The following is a 23528-nucleotide window of genomic DNA, read 5'->3' as shown; positions in this document are numbered from 1 at the left end:
TATATAAATAAAATTTTTTGGGTTTGATTTGTTACCCGATTGAATACCCGTTTTGATAAAAATGGGGTGGTTTAGGTTGCAAAAAGCCCAGTTGATTGTGGACTACTATAACAGATTCAGCTTTGTATTCTTCAACTTTATTTGTCATTCAACAGGAGGAGTAAAAGAGCGCCTGACTTTGATTTTAGATTTTTGAATATTTACAGGGGCGCTGGTTTTCCTTAAAAAATACTGTCTACAGTCATTTAATTGGTTTTTTAATGCATTAAGATTCAAATGAGAGGAGCGTTCTGTGATCTTTATTGATTTATTTTAAGGATCAAAATTTATTGATTTTGTAGAAATAAAAGAAAGCTATGATTTTTATAAAAAATACATTCTAGAAAAGCATTAAATCATGAAACAATGCGTTTTATTAAGTTGAGAAATGTTGTTATTCCTCGTATAAATCTCAAAAAATGATCGAATTCGATTACACTGATCTTGCTAAAAAAGTGGTCGCAAATATTGCTCATAGCGCAATTTTTTTGGATTTACTCACTATAAGAAAATGGAGATCCTGAACAATGGGTTATCAGAAGATCGTAGTACCTGCAGATGGTAGCAAAATTACTGTAAATGCAGATTTGTCACTGAATGTTCCAAACCATCCGATTATTCCTTTTATTGAAGGAGATGGTATTGGTGTGGATATTACACCTGCTATGAAGGCAGTGGTCGATGCCGCAATTCAAAAAGCTTATAGTGGCAAACGTTCGATCGAATGGATGGAAGTTTACTGTGGTGAAAAAGCCAATAAAATTTATGGCACTTATATGCCAGAAGAAACTTTTGAAGCACTCAGAGAATTTGTAGTTTCGATAAAAGGTCCACTCACAACGCCTGTAGGCGGTGGAATTCGCTCACTTAACGTTGCTCTACGTCAAGAATTAGATCTATATGTCTGTGTGCGACCTGTGCGTTGGTTTAAAGGTGTACCATCACCTGTTCAACATCCCGAACAGACAGATATGGTAATTTTCCGAGAAAATTCAGAAGATATCTATGCAGGTATTGAATGGAAAGCTGACTCCCCAGAAGCAAAAAAAGTGATTAAATTTCTTAAAGAAGAAATGGGTGTTACTAAAATCCGTTTTGAAGATAATTGTGGTATTGGGATTAAACCTGTTTCAAAAGAAGGTACCCAACGCTTGGTGCGCAAAGCGATTCAGTTTGCGATTGATAATGATAAGCCGAGTGTAACTTTAGTGCATAAAGGCAATATCATGAAATACACTGAAGGTGCTTTTAAAGAGTGGGGGTATGAACTTGCATTAGATCGCTTTGGTGGTGAACTGATTGATGGTGGACCTTGGGTTAAAATTAAAAATCCAAGAACAGGCAAAGACATTGTTATCAAAGACGTGATTGCCGATGCGTTTTTACAGCAAATCTTAATGCGTCCTGCTGACTATTCCGTGATCGCTACTTTAAATTTAAACGGTGACTATATTTCTGACGCACTTGCAGCAGAAGTAGGTGGTATTGGTATTGCGCCGGGTGCAAATATTGGTGGCGCAATTTCTGTATATGAGGCAACACACGGAACAGCACCTAAATATGCAGGACAAGACAAGGTAAATCCGGGGTCTATTATTCTTTCAGCAGAGATGATGCTTCGAGATATGGGTTGGACTGAAGCTGCCGATTTAATTATCAAAGGCGTTTCAGGCGCGATTTCTGCAAAAACTGTTACTTACGATTTTGAGCGTTTAATGCCAGGAGCTACTCTACTTCGTTGTTCAGAGTTCGGGCAAGCGATCATTGAAAATATGGATAATTAATCAAGAGACAACTTAATCTAAGGTCTGCCAAGTGCAGACCTTTTTTATCATGGTTCATTATTAACGATGCCCAGCTACAGCAAAATCAAAGCATGACTTTGTTTGCAATGTAAATATTGGCATTGTCTGAGAGGAACATTGCCTGTGTGAATCATTCGAAATTTTTTCAAAATATTAGGTAGTAGCAATAGCTTAATGAGGTAGATTTCCAAACAGGAGGTACGCTTTCTATCTCTTTAAAAAGCTGTACTTTTTTCAATATCTATTTATTTCAAATCGCATGCTATAGATACCATGTATATCACTATCATTAAATAATATATATTCATCTTAGAATACAGTTATTTATTTCAAAAAATTGCCCAATCATTCATGATTTTATTCAACTTTAGGCGGCTTGTGATTGTACTTCATTTGGATTGCTGTAGACTGAATTTAGATTCTATTCATACGTTAAATTATTATATTTAAAAAGGTTTAGTTCCATGAATACAGAAATAGATCCGTATGTATTGGTTGCACCTGTTCATCAACTTAATTTTATTCATCAAGACCAACAATGTATTGATAAAAATATCACAGCATCACAAGCTTATCACCTAATGACCAGTACACCACCAAAATGGTTAAAGATAGCTTTTAAAATTCGAGACTTTTTCAGTCTGCATCTGGGTGGTGTACAGCCTATACAAGGTTTTAACTCTCAATCTATGGCACTTGAGCAGGGTGGAAAAGCAGATTTTTTTGATGTTATTCAAGTTTCAGATCATGAACTTTTTTTACAATCAAGCGATAAGCATTTAACTGTATTGGTGGTATTAAAGATCGAAAACTATGATGAGCAGAAAAATCTGCTTAGAATTTTTACCAGTGTTGTCACTTATAATTTTTTTGGGAAAATTTATATGCTTCCCGTTTCTATGGTACATGGTGTGATTGTACGTCGCCTATTGAGAAATTTGAAATAGCATGAAATTTACCACAATGTGAACATGACAAAATGCTGTAAAGATTTGGCAAAAAAAGTCATATTTCACCCTTTATTGTGACAAGAAAAGCAATAATTAAAAAACTCCTGTGTAAATAGCAATTTAGCTTAAATGTTGATACTTTGTTAAAACTTAAATGGAGTGTGTGTTGTGAAAAAAGTCGTGTTGGTTGTTTTAGCTATAGGGTTTTCTCATCACGTTTTAGCTAAAGAAGTACATAAGTGTGTGGTGAAGGGCTCAGTAACTTATCAGTCTCGACCATGTGCGGGAATGGCTGTACCAAATCCACAACAACAGCTTCAACAGAAGCTAACGCAGCGAACGGCTACACAAAACTCCCAACAAAACGTAAAGTCTCAACCTGAGATGCACAAATATTCTCAACAGCAGCATCTTCAGCGTCATTCGAGTAATGGTACGAGCAATGAAATCCCAGATACAGTTGAAGGAAAGAAGAAGAGTTTAGCAATTGCGCAAGCTGCTTATCAGTCTGCTAAAGATCGATGATTTCTTTGAATTTATGGTTCATGTTTTTTATATAAGTATTTGATCTTTAAGGTAATGTTTAAAAAGAAAGCTAAACTTGTATCTTGAATAAGCCGTCATGATGAAGTGTTGGTTTTTTAAATTTCGATTTTTCATATATTGAATAAGTTTGTTCTGTTATATTATTACGCCTACTTAAATTTATTGAAAGATTTAAATGTATGTCACAGACAAGTTCGAAGAAGTTTCCTAAAATTTATTTGCTCGCTGCATTGGGATTATTATTTCCAGTTTTTTTAGTGGGGATGGCATTTTTAGCTGCAAAAAGTGATGCAGAAACTCAGCGAGAGTATGATCGAATTCGTCAAGAACATGCAGAACGGATTGAATTACAAAAACAACAGCAAAAATCGCAACAAGACACCACTCAAACAATCCAGAATTCTACCACTGTATCTTAATCAGATCACAGCAAAAAGTCTTGACCAATAAAAACCGCCATTTGGCGGTTTTTATTTTTTAAACTGAATTATTTGTTTTTGTCTTTTAACTGAGGAACTGCAGAACCCGTACCTACAGCCAATAAGCCTGTATTTGTATAGATGCTGAGTTTTGCACGTGTATCGGTAATATCAAGATTACGCATGGTTAATTGACCAATACGATCGGCAGGGCTAAACATTGAATCACCTTTTTCCATCGTCAAACGCTCAGCTTCATAAGTGAGGTTTTCAGATTCAGTGTTCAAGATGGTGTAGTCATTACCACGACGTAACTCTAAAGTTACTGTACCTGTTATGGCTTTTGCTACCCAACGTTGTGCTGTTTCACGAAGCATTAATGCTTGAGAATCAAACCAACGACCTTGGTATAATAAACGCCCTAAACGTAAGCCGTTAATACGATATTGTTCGATAGTATCTTCATTGTGAATACCAGTAACAAGGCGTTCATATGCAATATGAAGAAGAGCCATACCCGGAGCTTCGTAAATACCACGAGATTTTGCCTCAATGATACGGTTTTCAATCTGATCAGACATACCTAGACCATGACGTCCACCAATACGGTTTGCTTCAAGAATAAATTCAACAGGATCTTCGATACGTTTGCCATTTAATGCAACAGGGAAGCCTTCTTCGAAAGTAACAGAAACTTCTTCAGCTTCAACTTTTACGTCATCTTTCCAGAACGCAACGCCCATAATTGGATCAACGATTTTGATACCCGCATTGAGATATTCAAGATCTTTAGCTTCATGTGTCGCACCCAACATGTTTGAATCTGTTGAGTAGGCTTTCTCTTTCGACATTTTGTAATCAAAACCATTGTCGATTAAGAATTGTGACATTTCAGCACGACCACCCAACTCATCAATAAACTGTTGGTCTAACCACGGCTTATAGATTTTAAGTGCAGGATTAGTCAACAAACCATAACGGTAGAAACGTTCAATATCGTTTCCTTTGTAAGTTGAGCCATCACCCCAAATATTTACGTCATCTTCTTTCATTGCGGTAACAAGCATTGTCCCTGTTACTGCACGACCTAAAGGTGTAGTGTTGAAGTAAGGAACACCACCAGTACTGATATGAAATGCGCCACACTGAATCGCAGCAATACCTTCTAATGCAAGTTGTAAGCGGCAGTCCACTAAGCGTGCTTTAACAGCGCCGTAGTTTTCAGCTTTACGCGGAATTGCATCGTAGTCATCTTCATCAGGTTGCCCTAAGTTTGCTGTATAAGCATAAGGTTCTGCGCCTTTTTGCTTCATCCACAATAAAGCTGCTGAAGTATCTAGACCACCAGAAAAAGCGATACCCACTTTTTTGCCTACTGGTACATTCTGCAAGATCGTTGCATTGTCAGTCATTGCTCGTCCTAACTATTTCGAAAGAGGCACCACATACACGGGTGACCATTGAGAATTTTATAAACGCGGTATTGTAGCACTTTTTCGGTCAATGTTTTATGGGATTTAAATGTTATCATTGAAAAAAATAGCAATTTATGCAGTTAAAGTAATCTACTTAAATTCCAGTTCGTGCCGCTTTTGAAATTGTTGAGATAATTCAAAATTCAGATCAACTGGATTTTTACATGTACTGTTTGCTTTGGCTTATATGGTTGATTTTTGGGGAAACTCATACAGTAAAATTAATTTTAATTAATTAATAAAATCAACAGAATATATCTATTTTTTAATCTAACAAAAGTCAGAATCTGTTCGTGACGCTAAAATAAGTCTGACTTATGCTGTTTAAAGCTGATCATTCAAGCCGATAAATTGCTTTTCAATTGGGGTAAAGACATGCTCACTTCGAGCAATTAAATAAAATCCTATATCTCGATATTGTTCAGGTGTTTCACGATAATACTCAATATTAAATTTTTTGATCAGTGATTTTGCGATCATTGAAATTCCCATACCCAATTGAGTGAAATTCACTAGCGCTTCATGATCATAAATATGGGTGAGCTCACCTTTTGTTAAGTTGTAGTCCGTATAAATATGATCTAAGGTTGTGGCATAACAACATTCTTCTGAAGCCAACAGAATATTTTGGTGATTGAGGCAATCCTCAAGATTCTCATGATTAATAACACTTTTACCAATGATGACCAGTTGATCTTCTGCCTTTTGGATGTACTGTATGTTTTTCTGTTTGGGATGCCCAAGTACATAACCGATATCTAAATTGCCTGATAAAATTTCATCTTCGATGTAGCCTGTTGCACCAGTTTTCATTGTGATTGAAAGCTCTGGATAGGTTTCATAAAGTTGGCTAAAAGACGGGTAGAAGCGCATGCCTCCTAAGCTGGTATTGGTACCAAAACGAAGGTATTTTTCTTGCTGATAAATCTTATTTTCAGTCTCTTCCCAAGTAAAGATCATCTTTTTGTATTGTTGGTAAAGATTCATACCAGACTCAGTCAGTTCAACGCCTTTGGGTTTACGGATAAATAACTGACGTTTGTAGTGGTTTTCAATTTTTTTAATTTTTGCGGTCATATTTGACTGCAAATAGTTAAGTTTGTGGGCAGCAGCAGAAATACTCTTCATTTCGGCAACCGTTACAAATGACTTAATATCTCCGATGTCGATATTCATGACAATTCCTCAAACTTATTCGCTTTTAATAACAATGTTAAATTTTTAAATGTATTAAAAAAAATGATGGATGTATTAAAACATAGCATTATTCATGATGTCATTTATTTTTTAAACTAAGTCTACTTTCCATCTGTATGAGTACAGCAAATGAATCTTAGAGTAATGGGTGCAATCGTTTTGTTGTGTCTCGTTTGGGGATCATTATGGGGGCTGGTCAAACACAGTTTGCAGGTTTTTCCTCCATTTTTATTTATTTCTACACGGTTGATTTTAGCTGCCTTGACTTTGATGTTGGTTCAACGTTTATTGCGTAAATCTATTTTTCCACAAAGAGGAGAATGGAAAAAACTGATGATTTCAAGCGTGATGATTTGTATTGGTTTTTATGCGACTCAAACTTTTGCCATGCAATTTGTAGATTCAGGCTTATCTGCGGTTTTGGTGTTTACTATGCCAATTTTTATTGGTGTGCTGGCACACTATGTACTCAAAGAACGTTTAAATACCCAGAAAATGCTTGGACTAATTTTAGGTACTTTGGGGCTAGTCGCAATTCTTTGGCCACAATTGCATGATTTACATTTCAACCTATCTTTGATTGGACAGGCTTTCTTGATTTTATCGGGCTTCTTCTGGGCACTGACAACCGTCTATATCAAACAGAATTTTGCCACTTATGACAAAATGAAACTGACCATTTGGCAGTTATTAATCGGTGGTTTTGTAATTCTAATCGGTGCTGTTACTTTTGAGCCTATTGATGTGCATGTATGGATAAACCCGCTCAATGACTCGATGTTGTTTTACATTGCGGTAGTCGGAACAGGGTTTGCTTTTGCACTCTGGAATTGGATTGTGAGTCAGGTGGATACTTTTGTGGCATCAATTTCGATTATGTGTATTCCTATTTTAAGCTTATTTTTTGGCTATATGCTTTGGCATGAACCGATTACTTTGAATATCTTGATTGGTGCGGCATTTATTTGTACAGGTATCATGATGAGTTCTTTAAAGATTCAAATGAAAAAGAAGGTCGTTACACCTATGAATTGTGAGCATCGCTAAAGTAGAGCAAAGGAATTTATATTCATAATAATTTCTGTATCGTATCAATCCACAAAATCAGTAAAACTTTACTGATTTTGTTTTTTATATGATCTATAGCATGCATCAAAATTTTGAATTTTTAAAATGATCAGACCAATAATGAAAGTGTGTGATTAATATCGTAATAAAAATATGTTTTGATATTGGTTAAAATTTGCTTTTTAAATATCATTTTAGACTAAAGTCGTATAAAAATAATAAACCTTTAAAAAAAACCTTTAAAAACAAAACTTTTAAAAATCTATGTGTCTAAGAAATGAGAAAATATGCAATTAAAATAATAAAAACACTCTTGAAATTGGTCATACCATTTTATGAATAATTGGGTAACTATTGATCTTTAAATCAGCAAAAATTACTATAAAGTAAAAATACGCGTTATTTTTTTGTTTTTAACTTTATATTGGTCATACCAATTATTGAGAAATAAATGGGTGATTTTATCAAACTCGAAGTTCTGGCAAGCATTTCAAGGAGATGACAATGCTTCAACATTGGCAACAGATTTATGATCCAATGGGTAATATCTGGGTATCCAGTGCCATTGCACTCATTCCAATTATATTTTTCTTTTTGGCCCTAGCTGTATTCCGCATGAAAGGAAGTGTTGCGGGGACAATTACAGTCATATTGGCATTATTGGTTTCTTTATTTGCTTATCAAATGCCTACCATGATGGCATTGGCATCTATGGTCTATGGCTTTTTCTATGGCTTGTGGCCAATTGCATGGATCATTATTGGTGCAGTATTCCTGTACAAAATTTCGGTTAAAACAGGGCAGTTCGATATTATCCGTTCTTCGATTCTATCGATTACAGAAGATCAGCGTTTACAAATGCTGTTTGTCGGTTTTGCTTTTGGTACTTTCTTAGAAGGGGCGGCTGGTTTTGGTGCACCTGTGGCAATTACCGCAGCATTGTTGGTCGGGCTTGGGTTTAAACCACTTTATGCTGCTGGTCTGTGTTTGATTGTAAACACGGCGCCTGTTGCATTTGGTGCTATGGGAATTCCAATTATTGTTGCTGGTCAAGTCTCAGGTGTTGAAACACATGAAATCAGTCAGATGGTCGGACGCCAGTTGCCATTTATGGTGCCCATTGTACTGTTCTGGATTATGGCGATCATGGACGGATGGCGTGGTGTTAAAGAAACTTGGCCTGCGGTGATTGTTGGTGGTGGTGCATTTGCGATCGCTCAGTATTTAACGTCAAACTTTGTTGGTCCTGAATTGCCAGATATTACAGCATCTATTGCATCTTTGATTTCACTTACGATTTTATTGAAGTATTGGCAGCCTAAACATATCTTCCGTTTTGCCAATGAAGATGCCAGCATGAATGAAAATCTGGCTGAGCAAAAACAGCAAAAATATACGCTTGCACAAATTGCGAAAGCTTGGTCGCCATTTGCCATTCTGACAGTCATGGTGACGATCTGGAGTGTAAAACCATTCAAAGACTTGTTTACCAAAGATGGTGCATTGCATGATTTGGTGATTTCAATCAAAGTGCCTTTCTTGCACCAAATGGTGCAAAAGATGCCGCCAGTGGTATCAGAAATCAAAGATTATGATGCGATTTATAAGTTTGATTGGTTTTCAGCAACAGGGACAGCCATTATTTTTGCTGCAATCATCACCATCATTTTCTTAAAAATGAAGCCTAAAGAAGCTGTAGTCACTTTTGGCGAAACAATTAATGAATTAAAAATTCCAATTTATTCGATTGGTATGGTATTGGCTTTTGCTTTTATCGCTAATTATTCAGGGATGTCTGCAACCCTGGCTTTGGCATTGGCACATACAGGGCAAGCATTTACTTTCTTCTCGCCATTCTTAGGCTGGTTAGGGGTGTTCCTGACGGGTTCGGATACTTCAGCCAACGCATTATTTGGTGCATTACAGGCAACCACGGCACAACAAATTGGAGTGCCAGAAGTATTGCTTGTCGCAGCGAATACCAGTGGTGGTGTGACAGGAAAAATGATCTCTCCTCAATCGATTGCAATTGCCTGCGCAGCGGTCGGGCTTGTTGGTAAAGAATCAGATCTGTTCCGTTTTACCGTGAAACACAGTATAACGTTTACAGTAATGATCGGTATTATTATTACCCTACAAGCTTATGTGTTCCCATGGATGATTCCATGATACTCAGCGACACTGAACCAATGCAATATTAAGGAAAGCAGATGAAAGTCTCCGACAAAGTGGTCCACAGCCTACGCATGTTAATCGCAGAAAAAAACATGCAAGTCGGAGAACGATTGCCTGCTGAACGAAAGTTGTGTGAACAACTCGGTGTATCCCGTTCTTCTTTAAGAGAAGCGATTTCGCAATTGACCAGTATGGGTATACTGGTCAGTAAAGTAGGTGCGGGAACGTATTTGCAACAAATCCCTGTGAACTGGTCGCAAAACCAGATTGTTAGCCCGTTAAGTAATTTAATTGATCAAGACCCTGCCTATCGTTTTGATGTGCAAGAAGCACGAACAATTCTTGAGGGTGGCTCGGCTTGGTATGCAGCACAACGTGCAACAACAGAAGATCTGGCTTTGATCCGTAAATATTATGATCAGATTTCATACTTTCAGTCATTAGGGGATGATGAACAAGCTTCACTGGCGGACGCTAAATTTCACTTGGCGATTGCTGAGGCATCGCACAATTTAGTCTTGATTCAGATGATGCGGGGCGTGTTCGATTTGTTGCAATTTAACGTATTACTGGGCAGACGTAAGGTTTACTCAGAAACACATCGATTTGATCAATTGCATGATCAGCATTTTAGAGTGATGGATGCAATTGAACGTCATGATCCAGATGCTGCAAGAGATGCAGTATGTGGACATATAGAATTTGTAGTGCAGCAAGTACGGATGATTGATGAAGAAGAAGCTCGTCGTCAACGTGCAAGCCGATTAAACAGGATATGAACATGATTATTTCTTCTGCAAATGACTATCGTGAAGCAGCGAGACGTCGTTTACCTCCATTTTTATTTCATTACATTGATGGCGGTGCATATGCTGAATATACACTGAAGCGCAATGTAGAAGATTTATCAAAAATCGCTTTGAGACAGCGTGTTTTAAATGATATGTCTCAGTTAAGTCTAGAAACAAAGTTATTTGATGAAACTTTATCAATGCCGGTTGCATTATCTCCTGTCGGCTTAACGGGGATGTATGCACGCCGTGGTGAAGTGCAGGCTGCAGTTGCAGCAGATAAAAAAGGCATTCCATTTACTTTATCTACAGTTTCAGTCTGCCCAATTGAAGAAGTTGCCCCAGCAATTGGTCGTCCGATGTGGTTTCAGCTGTATGTTTTGCGTGACCGTGGCTTTATGAAAAATGCCTTGGAACGTGCTAAAGCAGCAGGTTGCTCAACTTTAGTGTTTACTGTAGATATGCCTGTACCGGGTGCACGTTATCGCGATGCACATTCAGGGATGAGTGGTCCGAATGCAGCAATGCGTCGTTATATGCAGTCTTGTTTCCATCCACATTGGGCTTGGAACGTGGGCTTACTGGGTCGTCCGCATGATTTGGGGAATATTTCCAAATATTTAGGCAAACCGACTGGACTCGAAGACTACATCGGTTGGCTGGGCAATAACTTTGATCCCTCTATTTCGTGGAAAGATTTAGAATGGATTCGTGAGTTTTGGGATGGTCCGATGGTGATTAAGGGCATCCTTGATCCTGAAGACGCTAAAGATGCGGTTCGTTTCGGTGCAGATGGTATTGTTGTTTCTAATCATGGTGGTCGTCAACTCGATGGTGTGTTGTCATCAGCACGTGCACTTCCTCCAATTGCGGATGCTGTGAAAGGCGATATTAAGATTCTGGCAGATTCGGGTATTCGTAATGGTTTAGATGTTGTGCGAATGCTCGCACTTGGCGCTGATACGTGTATGTTAGGGCGTGCATTTGTCTATGCCTTAGGTGCCGCAGGTGGTGCTGGTGTATCAAACCTACTTGATTTAATTGATAAAGAAATGCGTGTTGCGATGACATTGACGGGTGCCAAAACCATTGCTGACATTACTTCTGATTGTTTAGTCAAACTAGATCAAGCACTGACTGATTAATATATTTTTGAGGTTGAGCAAATATCCATCAAGCTATCGAATTTGCTTGCCTAAATATTAGCTGTGAGCGTTGAAGCCAAACGTTTTGAGCAGTTGATATTTCTAAAAGATGAAACTAAAAAATATTGACCAAGTTTTGCGGATGACTTTGGTTTGATCTATCTTTTTAAATTGAGATACATTAAATCGAAAGCTTTCCATAGTCGCAATTACATTGAAATAATGTCGCTGCAATGAATGCTGAACTTATTTGTTGAGTCAGCATTCATAGATAGGATAGGGAAAATGCAATCGAATTTTGATTCACAGCAAACCATTCAGCAATTGATTCAAATTGTTGGTCAACAGCATGTTTTGACCCAAGATCATGATACACGCCTCTACCGTCAAGGGCGTCGATACGGTTCAGGCAAAGTACTTGCTGTTGTTGTTCCAGGAACTTTATTCGAACAATGGCAAGTGTTACAAGCTGCTGTCAATGCCGATTGCATCGTGATTATGCAAGCTGCCAATACTGGATTGACTGGTGGTTCAACGCCATTTGGTGATGATTATGATCGCCCCGTGGTTTTAATGAGTACGCGCCGTTTGGCTGGCATTCAGGTCATTAATCAAGGTCAACAAGTCATTTGTTTGCCAGGGGCAACATTAGATCGTTTGGAAAAAGAATTAGCTCCATTTAATCGTGAACCACACTCTGTGATTGGTTCATCATGTATCGGAGCATCAGTTTTAGGCGGGATCTGTAATAACTCTGGCGGTGCACTTGTTCGTCGTGGACCTGCCTATACCGAGTTAGCACTCTATGCGCGTGTCAATGATTCAGGTGAGTTGGAGTTGGTCAATCACTTGGGAGTTCATTTGGGTGAAACTCCAGAGGAAATTTTAACCAAGCTCGAAAGTCAAAATTATCAAATCAATGACATTGTAAATAATCCGAGTTGTTGTGCCTCAGATCATCGTTATGCGCATGATGTGAAACAGGTTGATGAAGCTACGCCTGCACGATTTAATGCGGACCCATCACGTTTGTTTGAAGCTTCGGGTTCGGCAGGTAAAGTCTGTGTATTTGCAGTACGTCTAGACACCTTTGAGAAAATACCAAGTCAGGTCTTTTATGTCGGGACAAACTCACATGATGATCTCACCGAAATTCGTCGTTTTTTACTGAAAGATTTACTTAGACTGCCAATTGCCGGTGAGTATATTCATCGTGTTGCCTATGATATTGGCGCTGAATACGGCAAAGATACGTTTATGTTTATCGAAAAATTAGGTACAGCAAAAGTACCTGCAGCATTTGCGATGAAGGATAAAGTCGATGGTTATCTGGAGAAAATTGGTTTACGTAATTTGTCCGATAAAATTTTGCAAATAGTGACCAAACTCTTACCGAATCATTTGCCTAAGCGCATGAATGAGTTTCGTGATTTATATGAACATCATTTGATGATTCGTATCGAAAATCAAGACGTCGATCAAGTTGAAGCTTTTTTACATGACTACTTTCAACAGCATTCTTTAGGTGGTTTCTTCCGTTGTACTGAGGAAGAAGGGCGCAAAGCATTTCTACACCGTTTTGCCGTTGCAGGTGCGGCAATTCGCTATCGAGATACACACCGTTCAGACGTGGAAGATATTGTTGCTTTAGACATTGCACTACGTCGTAATGATCGGGAGTGGGTGGAAACCTTACCCAAAGCGATGGATGATTTAATCATTCATAAGTTGTATTACGGACATTTTCTCTGTCATGTATTTCATCAAGACTATATTGTAAAAAAAGGTGTTGATCCTTTGGCAATGGAACATCAAATGTGGCATTTGTTGGATGATCGTGGAGCTGAATATCCCGCAGAACATAATGTAGGGCATCTCTATGTGGCTAAACCAAGTTTAAAAAATCATTATCAAAAACTTGATCCAACCAATAGTTTTAATGTGGGTATTGGGCAAACCAGTAAATTGAAATATTGGAAATAAAATTGGGAAATTAATTTTGCAGTTCGCAATAGATTAAAATTTTTTCAAAAAAAGTTGTTTAAAAACCATGAGTAATACTGATCGCATTGCTCATGGTTTTTTGTGGCTCATATGTCAACCTGTTCTACTTTGTTTCTCCAATTTTTGAAGAAATGAATCCCAATACAAAAGCACTGATGATAAAAATAAGTACGCTATACAAAATCGAAGAAGTAGAAAACCAAACACCGAGTGTTAATAAGGCAACAATTGCTGTACAGATCCAAATCGCCAATCCTGATGCTGTTGTTGATGGTGGTTTAGTGTCTAACATCGGTGATGGGGACTGTTCTAGGGAATCTGATGCTATACTGCTACTGAGTACATCTGCACCGTAAAAGAAATAAGCCTGATCATCGAAACGTGCAAGATCACGACGTTGCACAGTGAAAAAATCAATATTTTCGGTATCACCCATTTGCGCATTTTCTATGTGTGTTAAGGGTTGAGTTAGAAAGTTTGCGTCATTTAAGTCTAAAGGTAATCCATTGGTTCGTAACAATATAAAGTGAGGATAATATTGTAAGATATAAGATTTAAACTCTTCAAAATGAGGAATATTTTCTTCACCAAAAATAGCTATAAATAAGGGCTTCCGTTGCTCTAAATTATTTAAAGCCTGTTGCTGCTCGATCACTAAATAGGCATAGCAGTTTTCTGCAAAATCTTGTTGATATTCTTCCAAATCACCCTGATTTCTTTGGTCGTTGTGATCCAATTCATCGATATATTTAGCCCAATGCAGATTGTCCTGTTTAAACAGCATTAACCATAAAATCGGAATAAATGCATTGGCTTCCAGTTCAAAAGAAGCTGTTTGAAAAAAATCTGCCCATTGATTTTCTTGACCGATCGGCATATGGCTAAACGTGGTACTGGTTAAAAATACAGGATGACTCATTGTTAAAATGCCTTTTCTTATTTGCTTTTATTCCAAAGTAATAGTGCAAAATAACCAAAATCGCTGCTTTACAGTATTATAGAACTGTATTTTATTGATTAATTAAAATAGATCAGGATGAAGTTTTTTTAATAAAAAATAAATGCAGTAAATTGACACTATCTACCAAGAAATTATCAAAATAAGCCATCCAAAAAATTTTAAAACTCGATAAAGTAGTATGCAACAAGTTGCAAAGCCAAACTAAAAAGGATTCACCATGACAACTAGCTATGCACATATTTTAAAACCGCTTCATTTAGGATTTACAACGATCAAAAATCGTGTGGTAATGGGCTCAATGCACACTGGATTGGAAGATCGTTTTTATCATTATCCCAAACTTGCCGCATATTTTGGCGAGCGAGCTAAAGGTGGCGTTGGGCTGATTATTACAGGGGGGATCTCTCCTAACCGTCAAGGTTGGTTGTTGCCAGCAGGCGGAACGATGAATACTTTGGGTGATATTGCACCACATCGTTTAGTTACCCATGCTGTACATAAGCATGGCGCAAAAATTCTTATGCAAATATTGCACTCTGGTCGTTATGGATACCAGCCTTTTGTGGTTTCAGCAAGCCCGATCAAATCTCCAATTTCAATGTTTAAACCACGTCAGATGAGTGACAGACTGATCCTTGAAACGATTCAGGATTATGCAGAAACTGCAAGCTTGGCAAAAAAGGCGGGTTATGATGGTGTGGAAATTATGGGTTCAGAAGGATATTTGCTGAATCAATTTTTAAGTCGCCATGTCAATCAACGTACAGATCGTTGGGGCGGTCCGATTGAAAACCGGATGCGTTTTGCTGTAGAAATTGTCAAAGCGATTCGTTCCAAAGTGGGTGAAAAGTTTATTATTTGCTTCCGTTTGTCGATGTTGGATTTAGTCCATGATGGCAATACGATGGATGAAGTCATCACTGTCGCACAAGCATTGGAAAAAGCAGGCATTACTTTATTGAATACAGGGATTGGCTGGCATGAAGCACGTATCCCAACTATTGTGACCTCCGTTCCTCGAGCAGCCTTTGTTGATTATACAGCTGAAGTAAAAAAACATGTTTCAGTTCCAGTTATTGCATCAAACCGAATCAATATGCCAGATACTGCTGAAGAAATTTTAGCAGCAGGTAAAGCGGACATGGTACAAATGGCACGTCCATTATTGGCGGATGCTTTTTGGGTCAGTAAAACTGCAACTAATCGTGTTGATGAAATTAATACTTGTATTGCCTGTAACCAAGCGTGTTTAGACCATAGTTTTCAAAATAAACGTGCAAGTTGTTTGGTTAACCCACGTGCTGCGCATGAGACAGAATTGGTTTATCTCAAAACCAAGAAACCAAAGAAAGTTGCTGTTGTTGGTGGTGGTGTTGCAGGTATGTCTGCTGCGACAATTGCTGCAAGTCGTGGGCATCAAGTGACTTTATTTGAAGCTTCTACAGAAGTTGGTGGTCAATTTAATCTTGCCAAAGTCGTACCGGGTAAAGAAGAGTTTCATGAAACCATTCGATATTTTAAAGTACAAATCGAAAAAACCGGTGTGGACTTACGTTTAAATACCAAAGTCAATCGTGAGCAATTAGAACGTGAAGGTTTTGATGATGTTGTGATTGCTACGGGTGTTATTCCTCGTGGTTTAAAGATTGATGGCAGTGATTCACCACAAGTTTTGTCCTATGCAGAAGTGTTGCGAGGTGCACCAGTGGGGTATCGGGTGGCGGTGATTGGAGCGGGTGGTATTGGTTTCGACGTCTCAGAATTTTTATTGAAACCTGAACATCAGCCACAACCACAGCCTTTGGCAGAGTGGCAACGTGAATGGGGCATCGACCCAAATCCAAACTATATGACCGAAGGAGGCTTTGTTCCTGCTGAAGTCGAACCACCGATTCGTCAAATTTATTTGATGCAACGGAAAACAACACCTTTAGGGATTGGTCTAGGTAAAACTTCGGGTTGGGTTCATCGTGCACAATTGAAAAAACATGCGGTAAAAATGTTGCGTGGCGTGCAATATAAAGCTGTGACCAATGAAGGATTGTGGATTGAAAGCAATGGTCATGATCAATTGTTGCGTGTAGATACCATCGTGGTATGTGCTGGACAAGAGTCTGTTAAGGATTTGATGCCAAAAGAGGGTGAATCTACTTTAGCCAATTATCATATTATTGGTGGTGCTAAATTGGCAGGTGAACTTGATGCCAAGCGTGCAATTCGTGAAGGTGCTGAAATAGCAGCTAAACTTTGATCAAAATCAGTGATTTTGATGAAACAATATGCATTTGAATGCTTTAAGCCTATTTTTTTCTTGTCATCGTTAGAAAAGCTTAGTATTCTTGCGCACATGGAAGCGTGGCAGAGCGGTTTAATGCACCGGTCTTGAAAACCGACGAGGGTGTGAGTCCTCCGTGAGTTCGAATCTCACCGCTTCCGCCAAATATTTAAATAAGCCCTTGTTTTTACAAGGGCTTATTTTTTATCTGTGTGTTTACCCCTCAACCTACCCCTCATCAAATGTTGGATGTAAAAAGTAAAAACAAGATGATTTCGGATAGGATAGGAAACAAATATAAAAAACGTTAATAATTTTAAACTTATCTAGAATAGGTAAAAGAGATTTTAAATATATAAAAAAGGGTTCACGAATGAACCCCTAGAGATAGCAAGATAATAAATCGAGATTAGACATTGCCTGTATATGCTTTCCACGCATAGGTAATACCGTTACCTTTATAGCGATAAAAACCAAGTGGTTCATGGACTCGTTCGATTAGTTGTAACCATGCTTTTTGAACTAAACCTTGTCCATCATAGCAATGGGTGTGCTTAGGATCTGGAAAAATACCTTGAAGCTGGTAATCCCCACATACAAATTCCCATTGTTCTTGGAGTAGAGGTAAATAATCCACTTTATCACCTAGGACGTAAATAAATGCTTGTGCTGTTAGCTTCTGATCAAGCCCTTTAACGATCCGCCATTGAATATCATAGAGTTTCTCTGTGAGTTGCCCAGCTTTATGTAGCCATTGAAAATATTCCTTTAACACTTTTAAAGATACTTTCTCTGCATCTTCCTGAGTCTGATAATGAGGTGGATCAGTTTGAGTAATCAATGGCAGTTCTAGGAAAATACAATTAGCTTGGTCATGGGTTTGCATCACGCGTCTAAAAACAGCTTTTTGTTCATTACGAAGTTTTTGAATCTGTGCTTCGTACTTTCTTGTCTGAAGATTCGCTTTAGCTATATAAAGTTCTGCGCGCAAACGACAAAATAAATTTTCCCACATATGATTAGGAATTTGCTGAGGTGATCTCATAAGTTGTAAATTTTCAACAGCAAATTTCTGGAATACGTTAAGATAAGGATTTGCTTCAAAGCCATTAAAAAGGTCTACAAAATGAGAAAATAATGGCATTTGCTGGAGAACAAAATAACACAATGGATTCATCGGTGGATAAGGTACAGTTGCCGTAGCTTTAGGAAACATCTTAATTTTATCCTGTTCTAGCAGTTTCGTACCATTGATCAAACCGAATGCGATTTGATTAAACATTGGATCTCCATAAGTAGGTCTGACCATTGTGCCATTAGTAAGAAAGCCATTATTTCCATTCGGATAAACATGTGGTGGTGTTTGAGCTACATTAAAAAATTGCTGCTGCGTATTTGGTATAAAAACTTGGTTCATGTTGAAACTCGCTGTAATTAGGTTAAATAGATTGATAGTGTTTAGTTAGATTTGGGCGACCCATCTCTCTACGGAGATGAGGCAAAACCCCTGTATTTAGAGTCTTGACGCGTTCTAAGTCGCTATGTAAGACGTACTGTTCAAACTTGGCAAAGTAATGAATAACTTTAGCGATATAGTCGTACTTGGTTTGATCATCACGGTTAATCACCCCCAAGGCATCGTATTTGTACTTCTTACGATTCTTGCTGGTATTACAGTTAAAATAGCTATGATTACCATCAATTTGCTTATCCCACATTTCGCCAATCATTCGGCCTAAGCTAATATCTTCACGGTGATGACTACCATTGAAAAAGAAAAAAACGTGCAAGTGTAAGGCCTGATCTACGCCATACTCCAGCTTCGTAACATAGCCCGCTAAATGTATAGACTCTCTACGACGCAGCTTCTGCATCAAAGTGTGAAAATGACTCACGATTTCTTTAGGTGTAAAACTCTTCTTGTCATCGGGTAGATACAAGTCAACACGTACACCGATTAAACGTGAGTAATGTTTACGCAGTTTATTGATATATTGGAGTACTTTCTTTTCACGCCGCCTCGCTACCTTTCGACGATCATTCACACGCTGTACATATTTGGGAGAATGTAAATATTCAAATAACGTTTTAATGAATTGATTAATGAGCATTGCGACAGAGATTTTCTGACCTGTAGGTACACCACTGGCATCAACTTCATTCAATTGGTCGTATGGATATGCAATTAAGTCATAAATACAATCTTGATACGGCCTTAATATCTTATTAAAAGCTGCCATGACCACATCATATTGCTCACATCGATAGCTTATCGGGGACTTTAATTGCTTTGAATTAACGAGAAAGCTTCGAATCAGCTCTAGTATTGGAGGATATATAAGCATCCATTTATCATTGAATAAGCTGTGTGATTTTTGCTTATCTCTTTGATATAGATAGGTAGCTTTGTGTATATTTACTTCGTTACATAAGCTAATCGCATTACTGCAAACGCTAATTGCGGGATTCCATTGTTTCTTCTTAAATAAGCTGATTACATGATGTTTTGAGAATTCATCATGATTATCTATTTCAGGATAACAGGCATAGTAATGCTCGACAGCCTCACCAATTTCATCGTTAAATGGTGTTGGTAACTCTTCAGTTGGTTCATCAGATGATGACTCTTCTAACTCATCTAAATCTGATCCTACAATAGAAACATGAGGCTCAATTGCCAGTGCCATTTCTAATGTGGTAGGCTTTAATTCAATTGTTTTTACATCTGGGTATTCTTGTCCCATAGATATAGCTCCAATTAGTAAAAAAATACAATTGTCTAAATCTGACCTATACTATGTGTAGAATGTAGATATGATTAATTAATCTAATATATTGAATATATTAGATATATCTAATCATATAGAGTCCAGCAGTAAAGATCAGAGACAATAGCGGTGTATCAGGGGACTTGAGATCAAGCCCCATCCTTAATGTCGGTAAATTACTGTTTCTGCGTGATTGAAAAGATAAGCACCTGCTGGCTTATGCTTTTTTCGATAAAAGCCAATCATTAAGCTCGTGTTGAAACCAGCCTACGGCACATACTGAAATTTTGATGGATTTGGGGAACGTAGGATCATAACGAGGTGACTTCTTGTTAAGAAGCTCATAGATACTTGATTTGGAAATACCCGTGATATCTACAACTTCTTTGATCCGTAGAACTTTTAGTGATGGCTGATTGTTTTGCATAGGAAAACCCTCCGATTACGAGAGTATTCTGTGCTAACGTAATTCGAATTAAGTCCATTTCGTAATTCGATTTTTTAATATGAGATCAAAAAACATACAATTCCCAAAGGAAATTATTCATCACGTATTTAGAAACCTGATTGTTCAATCAATTACAATTCAAAAACTTGATAAAAGTCACCCTAAACTTATTAGTAATATGAAAAGGTTAAGGGATGAGATGCATGATGATTTTGTTAATGATTTTTTTGAATTTTATACATGTCACAACTTAGATTCAGAGCGGAAGAGAACACTGATATCTTCATTGTTTAAAAATAATCGTTTTATAGATCATGCTTTTAATTATTTTGAAACGGGAGCCCTAGGTATATCTGAGGATATTTTAAAATCTCATGCACTTACGCTCGAGCAAGTCGTGAATATTATTAAATATAGAGAGCCTGAGTTTTTAGAAAATGTAAGTAGGATTAGTAAGCATCTTGAAATCGAAAATTTCCTTGCTGACACAACACGTGAATACTACATTTCGGATTTGTTGATTGATTTACCTATTGATCAACTGGTTTATGACTACATTTATTTTCAGTTACTTATTGAAAAGTATCAATATAGTGCTGACGGAGAATATCAAGCAGAACTGAGCAATCCAATTGATATCGCAAAAATGTTCAGGCCACTCAATCATTATTTACGCTTTTTTTCACCAAAGTTTACAACCTCATTTGTGGAATACAAAGAAGTAAAAAAAGGGCCATTAAGGTATGATTACTTAAGCTATAACCTAAGAATTGATGAACCCACTGAGAATATTGCGGATAGTATGACGACATTTTTTCTGCAATACATTGCACATCGGGTCTGGTTTTATCATGAAGTTGCCGATGTTGATAATGGTCAAAAGGGGATCAAGATTGAAGAATTACACGAAATCAGTAAGATTTTACAGACACTGGATTTGAGGTCGAATGTAGAACATAACTATGAAAAAAATATTTCAGTGCAGACAGATTTAGTCGCATTGTGGTTGTATGAAATAAACAAAGAGAAAAAAGCCAATAAACGTAATGAGATTTGTAGGCGGGAATTAGCCAAACTTGAGAACTTAAATCCAGAGGAGAGGCCTGATAAGGCTAAGTTTTTTAATACAGTTGATTTGTTACTTCAACAAGAAAAAACGGATATGAAGCCGTTGGCATTCTTGCAAGAAATATCTGAACGATTAAAAAAAATTAATGCTCTTAGTAGATATGATCTAGATATTAAATTCAGCGTGACAGATAGACTGCTCAAACCAGAGAACAAAACAGAAACCAAGGTGTTGTTGTGTTCTGCCTATACACCAGTGAGTGGAAATTCAGAACGTACAAAATGTGTAGAATATATGATCTTAAACACAACAATTAGCTCGCAATATAAAGATTTACTGCAAAATATGGAAAAATAATCTAACCGTAAAAAAGCATTATTTTTCTAAAATAAAGACTAATCTTTTCAAAGCCTGAGCTTATCAAAATTGCCGTTTTTAGTATCAAATTGGCTACACTGCTGACTGGAATCAGTCAGCAGTTTTGTCGGGCATAACATCAAATTTTACGTTAGCAAACGCATCAGAATTTGATGTTTTGAATACCTAAAAATTATAGGTATAAGTCAAACCGCTGTTGGTGGTGACCGTCACTTCACGAACATATTCGGCAGAACAGCCTAAGTAAACCTTGGCTACAGAGCCATAACGCATATTCTGATAATCGTAAGTGCCTTTACTTCTACAATTACCACGATTGATTAAAACTCCAGTGATGGTAGTTGGCGCATCGTTTAAGGAGATGATGTTCAACAGGTCAGTGTAGCCTGTCATGGAGTATTGAGATTCTTCACGACGGACACGTACCTCAAACTGTTCCTGTGGTGCTGCTTGTACAGGCTCAACAGGTGGATCATTGAGGTCATATTCAGAGCTATCCACCATCGTGGTTTTAAACTTATCATCAGCTGGATCTTCAGTTGTTTGTGACGGGGCATTTCCAGTTTGGACTTTAGTCTCAGTAGGTGGGCTACATGCACTGAGGCTGGCGATCAGCAAGCTTGAGAGCATCAATGGTTTGACCAGATTCATTGTTCAATTCCTATTCTTAAATTATTCGTATTGCATCGGTTGAGCCGTTTGGCTCAACCGATAGCTCGTTTTTGTTTTATTGATTGAGTCACTTGATTTACTACTTACATTTACCCTGACGAACTGACTCAACCATACGTGGTTGAGTCTGCTCAGCACTCAAGCGTAGGCAAATAACTTTTTTAGATTTCGAAGAACTGGAAATAAATTCTTCACCCTGAATCGGACTTGCTCCGCCAGCGTTATAAACCATGTAGCGTTTGCCGTTAGTTGCTTTAAAAGTGAATGCATCTCCCGATTCACTAAATCCTTCAATCTTCTTTACGGTGACAGTGATGGTATTGGCTTTTGCAAAAGCAGTACTACACAACACACTCAACCCTACAGTTAAAAATAGTTTCTTCATCTTGAATCTCCTTATCCTTATTTATTTCCTAAAAATAGTCACAGGCCAAACCGCTGCCTTGCCGAGGTTGTAGGAATAAGGCATGTGGGCAGTGCTACTACAATTTTTGAAATAGACCGAGCAAATCACGGCGATGACGATGTAGCCAATAATTAAATAGTTTTTCATTTCTAATCCCCTGAGTTATTCCTTGCATTGCTGTACGGCATTCGCCATCACCTTGTTAAAATCTGGTGGTGGCTGCATGGTGTCTCGAACGGTGACATCTGCCATGCTTTCCATAAACTCAGGTGAATAATGTGCTTCAACCTTGTCGTAAATACAGGAACAAGTTGAACGATCTAGTCCACCTGCCTGACAGCCTGCTTTAAAGTCACGTTTGACCTTACTATCACAGGCAATGAGTACACTGCTACTTAGAACAATAGTGATGACCCCGAACCACATTTGATATTTCATAGATTTCCCAATTCATTGTGATTTGTTGTTTTTTTAAATCGTTATGGATTGCCTATTTATGCCAACCTGCCAGATAGACCAGCAGCCATAAAAACCCCAGCAATAAAATAAAGCCTGGCCCAAGAGCCACCACGACGATGACAACCAAAATAAGCTGTGCGATGAATTTCATGATTTTTACCCAGCAAAAAACACCACTGACCAAAATGGATTCAGTAGTTGATTAAAGCCTTAAGTAAATCAGGACACAGCGAAAGCGTGCGATAAATGAATCGGTTTGAAATGCCTGAGAGGCGGTGAAAGTGCAGGGGAATAAAGCACAGTAAATTGCGTCATGATTGACTCCTGTATGTATAAGAAGTTCTACCGCATCACTGCTAAATAATGGTGGCAGAACGAAAAGGGGTTAGCAGACTGGACATACAGAACCAGCACGCGCGAACGCGTCCCCCTCCCGTTCTACCGCAAAGGGGGACGAGAAGGTTTTTACGCATACGGA

Annotated in this window: 20 protein-coding genes and 1 tRNA gene; 12 read left to right on the top strand and 9 right to left on the bottom strand. The window is 37.9% G+C overall.

Features of this window, described 5'->3' with window-relative positions; translation table 11 throughout:
- Window positions 1-566 precede the first annotated feature (566 nt).
- The 4 genes from icd to I9192_RS14890 all read left to right on the top strand — a co-directional run bounded on the left by icd (window position 567) and on the right by I9192_RS14890 (window position 3759).
- Window positions 567-1823 carry an NADP-dependent isocitrate dehydrogenase gene (gene icd, locus I9192_RS14905; RefSeq protein ID WP_005032709.1) on the top strand — a complete coding sequence of 419 codons (1257 nt, stop codon included), beginning with the start codon at window positions 567-569 and terminating at the stop codon, window positions 1821-1823.
- A gap of 485 nt (window positions 1824-2308) precedes the next feature.
- Entirely contained in the window at window positions 2309-2791 is a 483-nt protein-coding gene (locus I9192_RS14900; RefSeq protein ID WP_005032707.1) for a DUF2867 domain-containing protein, read from the top strand.
- Between the two features lie 171 nt (window positions 2792-2962).
- The gene (locus tag I9192_RS14895; RefSeq protein ID WP_005032704.1) at window positions 2963-3319 is read left to right on the top strand and encodes a hypothetical protein; all 357 of its coding nucleotides are present in this window, start codon (window positions 2963-2965) and stop codon (window positions 3317-3319) included.
- Window positions 3320-3519: 200 nt separating this feature from the next.
- Entirely contained in the window at window positions 3520-3759 is a 240-nt protein-coding gene (locus I9192_RS14890) for a hypothetical protein (RefSeq protein ID WP_005032702.1), read from the top strand.
- Between the two features lie 68 nt (window positions 3760-3827).
- Here I9192_RS14890 and argG read toward each other — a convergent pair whose 3' ends face one another.
- Together argG and I9192_RS14880 are read right to left on the bottom strand one after the other, a co-directional pair.
- The gene (gene argG / locus I9192_RS14885) at window positions 3828-5171 is read right to left on the bottom strand and encodes an argininosuccinate synthase (protein WP_005032700.1); all 1344 of its coding nucleotides are present in this window, start codon (window positions 5169-5171) and stop codon (window positions 3828-3830) included.
- 387 nt (window positions 5172-5558) lie between these two features.
- Entirely contained in the window at window positions 5559-6410 is an 852-nt protein-coding gene (locus tag I9192_RS14880) for a LysR family transcriptional regulator (protein ID WP_004829163.1), read from the bottom strand.
- A 150-nt stretch (window positions 6411-6560) separates the two neighbouring features.
- Here I9192_RS14880 and I9192_RS14875 point away from each other — a divergent pair, with 150 nt between their 5' ends.
- From I9192_RS14875 to dld, 5 genes are all read left to right on the top strand, one after another.
- Window positions 6561-7478: a DMT family transporter gene (locus I9192_RS14875; RefSeq protein ID WP_005032698.1), complete on the top strand. Its 918-nt coding sequence runs from the start codon at window positions 6561-6563 to the stop codon at window positions 7476-7478.
- Window positions 7479-7997: 519 nt separating this feature from the next.
- On the top strand, window positions 7998-9668 hold the full coding sequence (lldP, locus tag I9192_RS14870) for an L-lactate permease (RefSeq protein ID WP_171064853.1): 1671 nt from the start codon (window positions 7998-8000) through the stop codon (window positions 9666-9668).
- Between the two features lie 41 nt (window positions 9669-9709).
- Entirely contained in the window at window positions 9710-10453 is a 744-nt protein-coding gene (gene lldR / locus I9192_RS14865; RefSeq protein WP_005032694.1) for a transcriptional regulator LldR, read from the top strand.
- A 2-nt stretch (window positions 10454-10455) separates the two neighbouring features.
- Entirely contained in the window at window positions 10456-11610 is a 1155-nt protein-coding gene (lldD, locus tag I9192_RS14860; RefSeq protein ID WP_004829155.1) for an FMN-dependent L-lactate dehydrogenase LldD, read from the top strand.
- Between the two features lie 285 nt (window positions 11611-11895).
- Window positions 11896-13593, top strand: coding sequence for a D-lactate dehydrogenase (gene dld, locus I9192_RS14855; protein ID WP_005032692.1), 1698 nt, complete (start codon window positions 11896-11898; stop codon window positions 13591-13593).
- 124 nt (window positions 13594-13717) lie between these two features.
- On the opposite strand, the gene I9192_RS14850 is transcribed toward dld, so the two are convergent.
- Entirely contained in the window at window positions 13718-14533 is an 816-nt protein-coding gene (locus I9192_RS14850) for a hypothetical protein (protein WP_005032690.1), read from the bottom strand.
- Between the two features lie 259 nt (window positions 14534-14792).
- Here I9192_RS14850 and I9192_RS14845 point away from each other — a divergent pair, with 259 nt between their 5' ends.
- Together I9192_RS14845 and I9192_RS14840 are read left to right on the top strand one after the other, a co-directional pair.
- Entirely contained in the window at window positions 14793-16826 is a 2034-nt protein-coding gene (locus I9192_RS14845; RefSeq protein WP_005032687.1) for an NADPH-dependent 2,4-dienoyl-CoA reductase, read from the top strand.
- 98 nt (window positions 16827-16924) lie between these two features.
- Window positions 16925-17014: transfer RNA gene (locus I9192_RS14840), tRNA-Ser, on the top strand.
- Between the two features lie 245 nt (window positions 17015-17259).
- On the opposite strand, the gene I9192_RS14835 is transcribed toward I9192_RS14840, so the two are convergent.
- From I9192_RS14835 to I9192_RS14825, 3 genes are all read right to left on the bottom strand, one after another.
- Complete coding sequence (locus tag I9192_RS14835; RefSeq protein WP_151793825.1) at window positions 17260-18267, bottom strand: hypothetical protein; 1008 nt, start codon at window positions 18265-18267, stop codon at window positions 17260-17262.
- A gap of 22 nt (window positions 18268-18289) precedes the next feature.
- Entirely contained in the window at window positions 18290-19594 is a 1305-nt protein-coding gene (locus I9192_RS14830) for a YagK/YfjJ domain-containing protein (protein ID WP_151793826.1), read from the bottom strand.
- Between the two features lie 241 nt (window positions 19595-19835).
- Window positions 19836-20045, bottom strand: coding sequence for a helix-turn-helix transcriptional regulator (locus I9192_RS14825; protein WP_151793827.1), 210 nt, complete (start codon window positions 20043-20045; stop codon window positions 19836-19838).
- A gap of 79 nt (window positions 20046-20124) precedes the next feature.
- Between I9192_RS14825 and I9192_RS14820 the strand changes: the two genes are divergently transcribed.
- On the top strand, window positions 20125-21492 hold the full coding sequence (locus I9192_RS14820; protein ID WP_227560690.1) for a hypothetical protein: 1368 nt from the start codon (window positions 20125-20127) through the stop codon (window positions 21490-21492).
- Between the two features lie 186 nt (window positions 21493-21678).
- On the opposite strand, the gene I9192_RS14815 is transcribed toward I9192_RS14820, so the two are convergent.
- The 3 genes from I9192_RS14815 to I9192_RS14805 all read right to left on the bottom strand — a co-directional run bounded on the left by I9192_RS14815 (window position 21679) and on the right by I9192_RS14805 (window position 23029).
- Window positions 21679-22164, bottom strand: a complete 486-nt coding sequence (locus I9192_RS14815) for a hypothetical protein (RefSeq protein ID WP_151793828.1) — start codon at window positions 22162-22164, stop codon at window positions 21679-21681.
- Window positions 22165-22264: 100 nt separating this feature from the next.
- Window positions 22265-22570 carry a hypothetical protein gene (locus I9192_RS14810; RefSeq protein WP_151793829.1) on the bottom strand — a complete coding sequence of 102 codons (306 nt, stop codon included), beginning with the start codon at window positions 22568-22570 and terminating at the stop codon, window positions 22265-22267.
- 183 nt (window positions 22571-22753) lie between these two features.
- The gene (locus I9192_RS14805; protein ID WP_151793830.1) at window positions 22754-23029 is read right to left on the bottom strand and encodes a hypothetical protein; all 276 of its coding nucleotides are present in this window, start codon (window positions 23027-23029) and stop codon (window positions 22754-22756) included.
- Between the last annotated feature and the right edge of the window lie 499 nt (window positions 23030-23528).

Source organism: Acinetobacter bereziniae (assembly GCF_016576965.1).
Classification (GTDB): domain Bacteria; phylum Pseudomonadota; class Gammaproteobacteria; order Pseudomonadales; family Moraxellaceae; genus Acinetobacter; species Acinetobacter bereziniae.
The sequence above is the reverse complement of the archived record's forward strand: the minus strand, read 5'-3'. Positions and strand labels throughout refer to the sequence as shown.